We start from the raw sequence: 7936 nt of genomic DNA, 5'->3' as shown, positions 1-7936 counted from the left end.
TGGGAATCCCTCACCGATTCAGTGCGGTCGAAATCCGCTCTAGCATGAAGGCGGCGGACCTCGCGTGCCTCAACCGCGCTGCCATGCGAACGCACAGCTCGTTCGAGATGCGGCTCAGGCCTGACAGCTTTCGCGACGCACTGTTCCCGTCGCTCTATCGCCGCGAATTCGGCAAGGCAGGACCGGTCGCAGGTCTCAAGGCGCTGCCGCCGCTCCGCCTTTCCGGCGAGTTTGATGGCGAGGTAGCCGAACTGCCGTCCGCGTTCGTCGCCGGCCGCCTGTTCGGCGATTGTGTCGCCCGCAACGGCAGCGCCGAAGCGCATGCCCTCTTGCTTTCCCGGCCTGCCAGTGCCGAGGAAAACGCTGCGATCGAACGGCTGAAACCCGCGTTCGCCGCCTGCATCAAGGAAAGGCAGACAGTGAGCCTGACCCCCATTGCGATCCGCGCGACTGTCGGCGAGGCGATGGTCAAGCTGTCCCGCGCGGCGAAGGACACGCATCGGTCGTAAGGCTCGAACGGGGAAGATTTAGGTTCCCCGCCGGACAGCGAGGCGATGCGCCCATCAACGCACCGCCCGGTCCTTAGCCCTCGGAGCTATCCGCGTCGGTGGCGGCAGCCGCATCGCCACCGCTCTGGAACCAAGCTTCCACTGGCCCGCTCAGCTTGACGGTGAGCGGATTGCCCTTCCGATCCATCTTCTTGCCGAGCGCCACGCGCACCCAGCCTTCGGAAATGCAATATTCCTCGACGTCGCGGCGCTCGACGCCCTTGAACTTGATGCCGACGCCGCGCTCCAGCAGCTCGCGGGCGAAATGGGGGCTGTTCGGATTGACCGACAGGCGATCGGGGGGCGTATCACTCATGGGCTGCGCTCATGCCGTCATTCCGCCGCGGGTTCAAGATAGCGGTGGATGGCGGAGACGACCACCGATCCCTCGCCCACGCCTGAGGCGACGCGCTTCACCGATCCGGCGCGTACATCGCCCACAGCGAACACGCCAGGGCTCGACGAACAGAAGAAGGTCTCCCCGCTCCCTGTGCGCACGAAGCCGCCGGGGTCGAGATCGACACAGCCTTCCAGCCAGCCGGTATTGGGCTCCGCGCCGATCATCACGAACAGCGCTCCCACAGCGCGCCGCTCGGCCTCGCCCGTGCGGCGGTCTGTCCATTCCAGGCCCCTCAGAGATCGCTCGCCCTCCAGCGCGGTGACTTCGGTGAAGGGGTGCAGCGTGATGCGATCTGACGCCTCAATGCGATCGATCAGGTAGCGCGACATGGTCGCGGCAAGGCCGGGGCCGCGCACCAGAATATGGACATGCTCGACATGGCTCGCCAGGAACACCGCGGCCTGGCCGGCCGAATTGCCGCCGCCGACCACCACCACTTCCGATCCGGCGCACAGGCCGGCTTCCATCGCGGTGGCAGCATAATAGATGCCATTGCCTTCCAGTGCGGCGTAGCGCGGCAGGTTCAGCTTGCGATAGCGGGCGCCCGTCGCCACCACCACCGCGCGCGCCTGCACCGTCGCGCCATCGTCAAGGTGGAGGCGCAGCGGCCGCTCCTCGCATTCGATCCGCACCACCGATCGCGAGACGAGTAGCCGCGCCCCGAACTTCTGCGCCTGCACCTGGGCGCGCCCGGCCAGCGCTTGGCCGGAAATACCTGTGGGAAAGCCCAGATAATTCTCTATCTTCGAACTGGTGCCCGCTTGTCCGCCGGGCGCGATCGCTTCGATGACGATCGTCTCGAGTCCCTCGGAAGCGGCATAGACCGCCGCCGCCAGTCCGGCGGGGCCCGCGCCTACCACTGCCACGTCGTGCACATGTGCGGGATCGAGCGCGGTCGCGAGCCCCAAGGCGTCAGCCAGCGCGGCGTTGGCCGGATTGCGCAGCACCTGGCCCTGCAGCACGACTACCGGCAGATCATCCTGTACGAGCGCGAAGCATTCGAGGAAACCTGCTGCGTCGGGGTCGCGATCGGTGTCGATGCGCCGGTGCGGGATGGCGTTGCGAGTGAGAAAGGTCTCTATCCGCCCCATGTCCGCCCCGTGCCCCGGCCCGGCCAGCGCCACGCCCGCCTCGCCGTGACGTAGCATTCCCACGCGGCGCAGTATGAAGGCGCGCATCACGATCTCGCCGATGTCCGGTTCGGCTGCCATCATCCGGCGAAAAGCGGCGCGGTCCACCCGCACCACCTGTGTGTTCGCCAGTGCGCGGCCGCTCACCAGCACCTTGCGATCGTTGAACAAGTCCAGCTCGCCGGTGAACTGGCCAGCGCCATGCGTGTGTACGGGGTGCTCGCGGCCCTCGGCATCGGTGTCGACGATCGCAATTCCACCGGCGAGGCACAGGAAGAAGTCGACGCTGCGGTCGCCGCGACGGAACAGCATCGCGCCGTCGTCCAGTGTCTCGGCGCGGCCGAATGCAGCGATCCGCGCCATCATCTCCGCGCTCAGAATCGGGAAGGTCTGGGCGGATCGCGCGTAGGGATCGGTCGGGTCGAGCGAATCATGAGCTGCCATGGCGCAATCCTACCGCGCCATAGGCGCGCACGAACCACCTATTCGGGGGATCGTGCGCGTCCGGTGCCTCAGTCGCAATAGCGGATTCTGACGGGACGGCCGATGTAAGGGTCCCATACCCGCCGTACGCTGCAATATTCGTAATAGCGGTACCGCGGATAATTGTCGCGATACCAATAGCCGTCGACCGGATAATAACCGCGTTCGCGGTAGAAGCGCCGATCATAATCGTAGCGGCGGTCGTTGGAGATCGCGGCGCCGATCGCCAGGCCTGCAATTCCGGCCACCAGCGCGGCACCGGCGACATCGCCGCCGCGATCACGATAATGGCGCCGCCAGCGCCAATCCTGCGCCTGGGCCGGCGCGATCGAAACCAGCAGGCTGGCACCGGTGGCAACGCCGAGAACCAGCTTCTTCGCCAGAGGGCTCATCGAATCTTCTCCTCACCTCCAGGCGCCGTGAGTCGTTCGGCGCCGACGGATCGTAGATGCTCCACCGCAGCTTAATCGGTTTGGAACCGGCTGTTCAGCCGCGGTTTAGCTGGCTAACGAGCGGCATGGCCTACTGGATCCTCCGCTCCGAACCCGATGCCTATTCGTGGGACGACCTGGTGCGCGACGGCACCACCGAATGGAACGGCGTGCGCAACTATACCGCCCGCAACTTCCTGAAGACGATGGTGCCCGGCGACCAGGCGCTGTTCTACCACTCCAACATTCAGAAGGCCGCGGTGGGGATCATGGAGATCACCCGCGCCTGGCAGCCGGACGGCGACGACGGCAAATGGGCCAGCGTAGCGGTCAAGGCCGTGCGCCCGCTCGCCACGCCCGTGCCGCTGCCCGACATCAAGGCCGAGCCGCGGCTTACAGCCCTCGAGATGGTCCGCCAGTCGCGCCTGTCGGTGACTCCGGTTCGCCCGGAGGAGTGGGCAGTGCTGCTGGAGATGGGCGGTCTGACGCCGGATCGCTGAGGTCGATCGGCACGCGGTTCGACTTGTCCGGCTTCTTGCGGAAGGCCCGGCCGATCCCCTTGCCGGCATCGCCGACCAGCTTGAAGAAATTTCGCGATTCGCCCGGCTCTTCGCAGCAGCTGTCGGGATCGAACAGCTTGCCGACCAGTCGCACGGCCGCTGTCGTGCCGCCGAACAGGTCGACGCCGACGGTACAGCCCTCCATGCGGGCGGCGCAGGGCTCGACGGTGGCGTTGAGCGCAGCGATGCCGGTTCTCTCCGGGTTGCTCGGCATCGGCCGGTCCGGCGGGCCGCGCTCGTCCGGCAACGGCAGCCGGGGCGCGTTCACCCCCTTGCCGCACACCACGATGCTATTGCTGCTGGTGCCGTCCTGGGCAGACGCGCAGGGATCGGCCAGCACCGACCAGCGCTGCGTGCCATCCGCCGCCCGTTGCGGGCTGTTGACGGTCGCAGCCGCAGTGGGCGCGCCCTCCTGTGGCAATAGGATCGTCAGTACCAGCGCCACCAGCAACATGCGCTTCTCCCGCGAGGAAACTGCACCGTTAGAGCATGTTCGGCACCGGCACGAAAGGGCCCGCTCAGGCGAAGAGCGCGCGCTCCTCTTCCTCCAGCACATCGGGGATCGGCAGCAGCGCGCCGCAACCGGCTTCACGCCCATGCGGCGGCGGCACCAGATTCCACGGCGTCATCACGGCCTCGCACCAGGCAGTGAAGAAGCCCGAGGACCAAGCGCTCACCACGTCTTCGGTCGCCCGGATCGCGCCGGCATCGGAAGGATTCATCGGTCCGTATGGAATCGTCATCGTCACCGCTCCCTGTCGTGTTGATGCGCCCGTTTCCCGAGTCTCTCGAGCATAGCAGAAAAGCGCCGTGCCCGCATCGCCTTACCTATGGTTCAGCCCGTACCCATGCCGGCGGCGAACGCGATGCGCAGCGCCTCGGACAGGCTCTTCGCGCCCAGCTTGGCCATCACATTCGCGCGGTGCACCTCCACCGTGCGCGCCGAAATGCCGAGGTCATAGGCGATCGTCTTGTTGGGATAGCCCTGGGCCAGCCCCTCCAGCACTTCGCGCTCGCGCACGGTCAGCGCGCCGAGCAGCGTTTCGGCATCGGCGGCGCGCGCCTTCACATCCTCCGCCGCCTCCAGCCGTTCGAAGCCACGGTTGATCGCGTCGATCAGCGATTTGCTGTCGATCGGCTTTTCCAGAAAGTCGACCGCCCCCGCCTTCATCGCCTTCACCGCGAGCGATACGTCGCCGTGCCCGGTCAGCACGATGACCGGCAGCGCGATTCCCCGCGCATGCAGTTCCTGCTGCACCTCCAGCCCGTCCATTTCGGGCATTCGCACGTCGAGCAGGATGCAGCCGGGCTCCACCTGTCGCGCTTCCTTCAGGAAGGCCACGCCCGAAGGCCAGGTCTGAACTGCAAAGCCGGAGGTCTTGAGCATGAAGCTGGCGGAACGGCGCACGCCGTCCTCATCGTCGACGATATGGACCAGTCGTTTCTCGGTCACGGCGCGTACCCTTCTTCTTCTACTTGGACCAGGGTGAAGTGGAAGCAGCTGCCGCCCCCGGTGCGCGGCTCCAGCCAGATGCGGCCGCCATTGGCCTCCACGATCGTTCGGCAGATCGAGAGGCCCAGCCCCATGCCGTCGGCCTTGGTACTGTGAAAGGCCCGGAACAGATCGTCGGCCACGGCAGGCGCCACGCCGGGTCCGGTATCCGCCACCGTCACCCGCACGAAGCCGGGCGACTCCACGCGGCTGGAAATGGTCAGTCGCCGCTCGGCCGAGTCGGCCATGGCTTCGATCGCGTTGCGCATCAGGTTGATCAGCACTTGCTGTATCTGGATGCGATCCACCAATACGCGCCCTGCCCCCGGATCGAACAGGAACTCGGCGATCACGCCGCGTTCGCGCGCGCCGATCAGCGCCAGCTTGCACGCCTCGTCCACCAGGTCCGGCACCGCCTCTACGCTTTTTTCCACCTCGCCGCGCGCGACGAACTCGCGCAGCCGCCGCACGATCGTGCCGGCCCTCAGGGCTTCCTGAGTGGTATCTTCCAGGGCCTCGCGGATCATCGGCAGATCTTCCGGATCGCCGCCGTCGATCAGGTTGGATACGCCACGTACATAATGCACAACCGCCGTGATCGGCTGGTTCAGCTCGTGCGCGAGGGTGGAAGCCATGGTACCCATAGCGCTCACCCGCGCTGCATGGATCAGGCCCGATCGCAGTTCCTCGATCCGCGCCTCGGCGCGCTGCTTGTCGGTCAGGTCGCGGATGAATCCGGTGAAGACGCGCTCACCCTCGGTGATCGCCTCGCCCACTGACAGCTCGATGGGAAAGGTCGATCCGTTGCTGCGGCGGGCGGTAACGGTGCGGCCGGTACCGATGATCCGCCGCTCGCCTGTTTCCATGTAGCGGCGGATATAGCCGTCATGTCGTGCGCCATCGCCGTGGGGCATTAACAGGCTGATATTGGCGCCGACCACCTCCGCTTCGCTGTAACCGAACATTCGCTCGGCGGCAGCGCTGAAGGATAGAATGTTGCCGCGCTCGTCAATGATCACCATCGCGTCGAGCACCGTCGCCAGTATCGAACGGAGATGGTTTGCCGACGCCGTCGCCTGGCGCTCGCTGGCGCGCTGTTCGGTGATGTCGCGCACTACCGTGCCGAAGCCACGCAGCCGCCCGTCCAGCCCTCGCAGCGGCGTGATCAGCACCTGCGCCAGAAATTCGCTGCCGTCCCGGCGCAGCCGCCAGTCCTCGTCCTCGAACTTTCCGTCGCGCATCGCCGCATCCAGATCGGCGCGCGGCTTGCCGGCGGCTATGGCGGAGGCCGGATAGAACTGCGCCATGTCGCGCCCCAGCACCTCTTCCTCGCGCCAGCCGGTCATCCGCAGCGCGCCTTCGTTCCAGAACGATACCCGTCCGAGGCCATCGACGGTGTAGATGGCATAGCCCACTGCCCCATCGATCAGCAGGTTCAACTCGGCCGCCAGTTCGTCGGCGCGATCGGCCCGGCGGCGGGCGTCGGCTTCTTCTGCGCGGAGGCGGCGACGCAGCGCCCGGCTGTACGATGCCAGCAACAGGATCGCCGCTGCCCAGGCGAGCAGTACGCCTACCAGTACATGGCGCTCGCCCTTCGAGACGAGCGGCGTCAGCGCCAGGCCGGAGACGAGCAGCAACAGCATCGCCAGCGCTTCGGGCAGGCGCAGCTTCAGCCGGTCCACCAGCGTCGGGCCCACCGTTGCGTCGAACTGCGGCAGCGGGAAGTTCATCGCGCCAACGCGCCGAGCAGTTCGAGCCGCCCGACCGGCTTTTTCACCACCCCGGCAAAGCCGGCGGCACGCGCCGCTTCGTCCAGCTCGGCATGGCTCTGCCCGGCGATCAGGATCGCCCGCCCTTTCCAGCCGCGCTCGATCAGGCGCCGCAGCAGATCGATGGCGTCGCCGTCTGACAATTGGCGGGCTATCAGCAGTGTGCGAATCTGCTCGAGCGTCGCCTCCGCCATCGCCGCTGCAGCCGAAGAAAAGGCGCGGACATCCATGCCGCAGCCCTGCAGCTGCAACTGCAGCGCGCGGCGCGACTCATCCTGCGAATCGACCAGCAACACACGTTCGCGGGGGGCACGACTCGGCATGGGTGCGCCCTCCTTCACGGCCACGCACAGACGCGCGCGGCAGGCGACGCGGAAAAAGGGGGAGGAAGGACACGGAAACGCATGGAGCCAAAATATGGATCGGCGGCTCCGGGCGGCATGCGGATTGGTACGTATTTAGGAAGGTTCAGCGCGCATAGCGCTCCTCGGCCCAGGGGTCCCCACGTAGGTGATAGCCATTCACTTCCCAGAAGCCCGGTCGGTCGCGCCCGACAACCTCGATGCGCGAGATCCACTTCGCGCTTTTCCAGAAATAGAGATGCGGCACCACCAACCGGGCCGGGCCGCCATGGTCGCGGTGGAGCGGCTTGCCCTCCCAACGATGCGCGATCAGCGCGTCGGGCGCGGCGAAATCGTCGAGCAGCAGGTTCGTGGTATAGCCGTCATAGCCGTGCAGCATCACCGCCGCCGCTTCCTCCCGCGGCTCGACCATTGCTAGCAGACGCCCCGTCGCCACGCCCGTCCAGCGATTGTCGTAGCGCGACCAGCTGGTCACGCAGTGAATGTCGCTCACCCGCTCGTCGGTGGCCAGTGCCTCGAACGCTGGCCAGTCGAGCGTCAGCGGACGGGCGACCATCCCGTCGATCACCAGCCGCCAGCGCTCCGGCCGCACATCGGGCTGGCGGCCGAGATCGAGTACCGGCCAGTTCTTCACCAGATGCTGTCCCGGCGGCAGCCGTTCCGCCTCCGGCCGCGCGGTACGGCCGGTGAGGAACTTGCCCTGTTCGGCCCAGGCGCGCTTGGACCGGGTAAGCTTGCTGTCATCGTCCTCGTCCATGGGC

Annotated in this window: 11 protein-coding genes; 2 read left to right on the top strand and 9 right to left on the bottom strand. The window is 66.8% G+C overall.

The genetic code is table 11. The features are described from left to right. Positions 1-509 (top strand): hypothetical protein (locus B215_RS0103210; protein WP_237718453.1); only part of this gene is annotated, 509 nt, incomplete at its 5' end. 73 nt (positions 510-582) lie between these two features. On the opposite strand, the gene B215_RS0103205 is transcribed toward B215_RS0103210, so the two are convergent. From B215_RS0103205 to B215_RS0103195, 3 genes are all read right to left on the bottom strand, one after another. Continuing rightward, a complete protein-coding gene (locus B215_RS0103205) occupies positions 583-864 on the bottom strand; it encodes a DUF3297 family protein (RefSeq protein ID WP_019368188.1) in 282 nt (93 codons plus the stop codon). A 17-nt stretch (positions 865-881) separates the two neighbouring features. Next, positions 882-2522, bottom strand: a complete 1641-nt coding sequence (locus B215_RS0103200; protein ID WP_019368187.1) for an FAD-dependent oxidoreductase — start codon at positions 2520-2522, stop codon at positions 882-884. A 68-nt stretch (positions 2523-2590) separates the two neighbouring features. Next, positions 2591-2953 carry a hypothetical protein gene (locus B215_RS0103195; RefSeq protein WP_019368186.1) on the bottom strand — a complete coding sequence of 121 codons (363 nt, stop codon included), beginning with the start codon at positions 2951-2953 and terminating at the stop codon, positions 2591-2593. A 125-nt stretch (positions 2954-3078) separates the two neighbouring features. Between B215_RS0103195 and B215_RS0103190 the strand changes: the two genes are divergently transcribed. Continuing rightward, positions 3079-3492 carry an EVE domain-containing protein gene (locus B215_RS0103190; protein WP_019368185.1) on the top strand — a complete coding sequence of 138 codons (414 nt, stop codon included), beginning with the start codon at positions 3079-3081 and terminating at the stop codon, positions 3490-3492. Here B215_RS0103190 and B215_RS0103185 read toward each other — a convergent pair. The 6 genes from B215_RS0103185 to B215_RS0103160 form a co-directional block, all read right to left on the bottom strand. Beyond that, complete coding sequence (locus B215_RS0103185) at positions 3386-4006, bottom strand: hypothetical protein (RefSeq protein WP_026008891.1); 621 nt, start codon at positions 4004-4006, stop codon at positions 3386-3388. The two genes, B215_RS0103190 and B215_RS0103185, sit on opposite strands and share 107 nt — an antisense overlap. 64 nt (positions 4007-4070) lie before the next feature. After that, positions 4071-4295: a hypothetical protein gene (locus B215_RS0103180; RefSeq protein ID WP_152997750.1), complete on the bottom strand. Its 225-nt coding sequence runs from the start codon at positions 4293-4295 to the stop codon at positions 4071-4073. Between the two features lie 92 nt (positions 4296-4387). Continuing rightward, positions 4388-5005 (bottom strand): response regulator transcription factor, encoded by a 618-nt coding sequence (locus tag B215_RS0103175; protein WP_019368183.1) that lies wholly within the window; start codon positions 5003-5005, stop codon positions 4388-4390. After that, the gene (locus B215_RS0103170) at positions 5002-6774 is read right to left on the bottom strand and encodes a PAS domain-containing sensor histidine kinase (RefSeq protein ID WP_019368182.1); all 1773 of its coding nucleotides are present in this window, start codon (positions 6772-6774) and stop codon (positions 5002-5004) included. Before B215_RS0103170 ends, B215_RS0103175 begins: the two co-directional genes overlap by 4 nt. Next, positions 6771-7136, bottom strand: coding sequence for a response regulator (locus tag B215_RS0103165; RefSeq protein ID WP_037512931.1), 366 nt, complete (start codon positions 7134-7136; stop codon positions 6771-6773). Before B215_RS0103165 ends, B215_RS0103170 begins: the two co-directional genes overlap by 4 nt. A 145-nt stretch (positions 7137-7281) precedes the next feature. After that, positions 7282-7932 carry a sulfite oxidase-like oxidoreductase gene (locus B215_RS0103160; protein ID WP_019368180.1) on the bottom strand — a complete coding sequence of 217 codons (651 nt, stop codon included), beginning with the start codon at positions 7930-7932 and terminating at the stop codon, positions 7282-7284. Positions 7933-7936: the final 4 nt, after the last annotated feature.

The organism is Sphingomonas sp. ATCC 31555, assembly GCF_000282895.1.
Lineage (GTDB): Bacteria > Pseudomonadota > Alphaproteobacteria > Sphingomonadales > Sphingomonadaceae > Sphingomonas.
Note: the sequence above shows the minus strand (reverse complement) of the source record. Positions and strands in the feature narration are given on the sequence as shown.

Coding starts and splice junctions, on each gene's coding strand:
- B215_RS0103205 (WP_019368188.1), bottom strand. CDS start 864: ATGAGTGATACGCCCCCCGATCGCCTGTCGGTCAATCCGAACAGCCCC.
- B215_RS0103200 (WP_019368187.1), bottom strand. CDS start 2,522: ATGGCAGCTCATGATTCGCTCGACCCGACCGATCCCTACGCGCGATCC.
- B215_RS0103195 (WP_019368186.1), bottom strand. CDS start 2,953: ATGAGCCCTCTGGCGAAGAAGCTGGTTCTCGGCGTTGCCACCGGTGCC.
- B215_RS0103190 (WP_019368185.1), top strand. CDS start 3,079: ATGGCCTACTGGATCCTCCGCTCCGAACCCGATGCCTATTCGTGGGAC.
- B215_RS0103185 (WP_026008891.1), bottom strand. CDS start 4,006: ATGTTGCTGGTGGCGCTGGTACTGACGATCCTATTGCCACAGGAGGGC.
- B215_RS0103180 (WP_152997750.1), bottom strand. CDS start 4,295: ATGACGATTCCATACGGACCGATGAATCCTTCCGATGCCGGCGCGATC.
- B215_RS0103170 (WP_019368182.1), bottom strand. CDS start 6,774: ATGAACTTCCCGCTGCCGCAGTTCGACGCAACGGTGGGCCCGACGCTG.
- B215_RS0103165 (WP_037512931.1), bottom strand. CDS start 7,136: ATGCCGAGTCGTGCCCCCCGCGAACGTGTGTTGCTGGTCGATTCGCAG.
- B215_RS0103160 (WP_019368180.1), bottom strand. CDS start 7,932: ATGGACGAGGACGATGACAGCAAGCTTACCCGGTCCAAGCGCGCCTGG.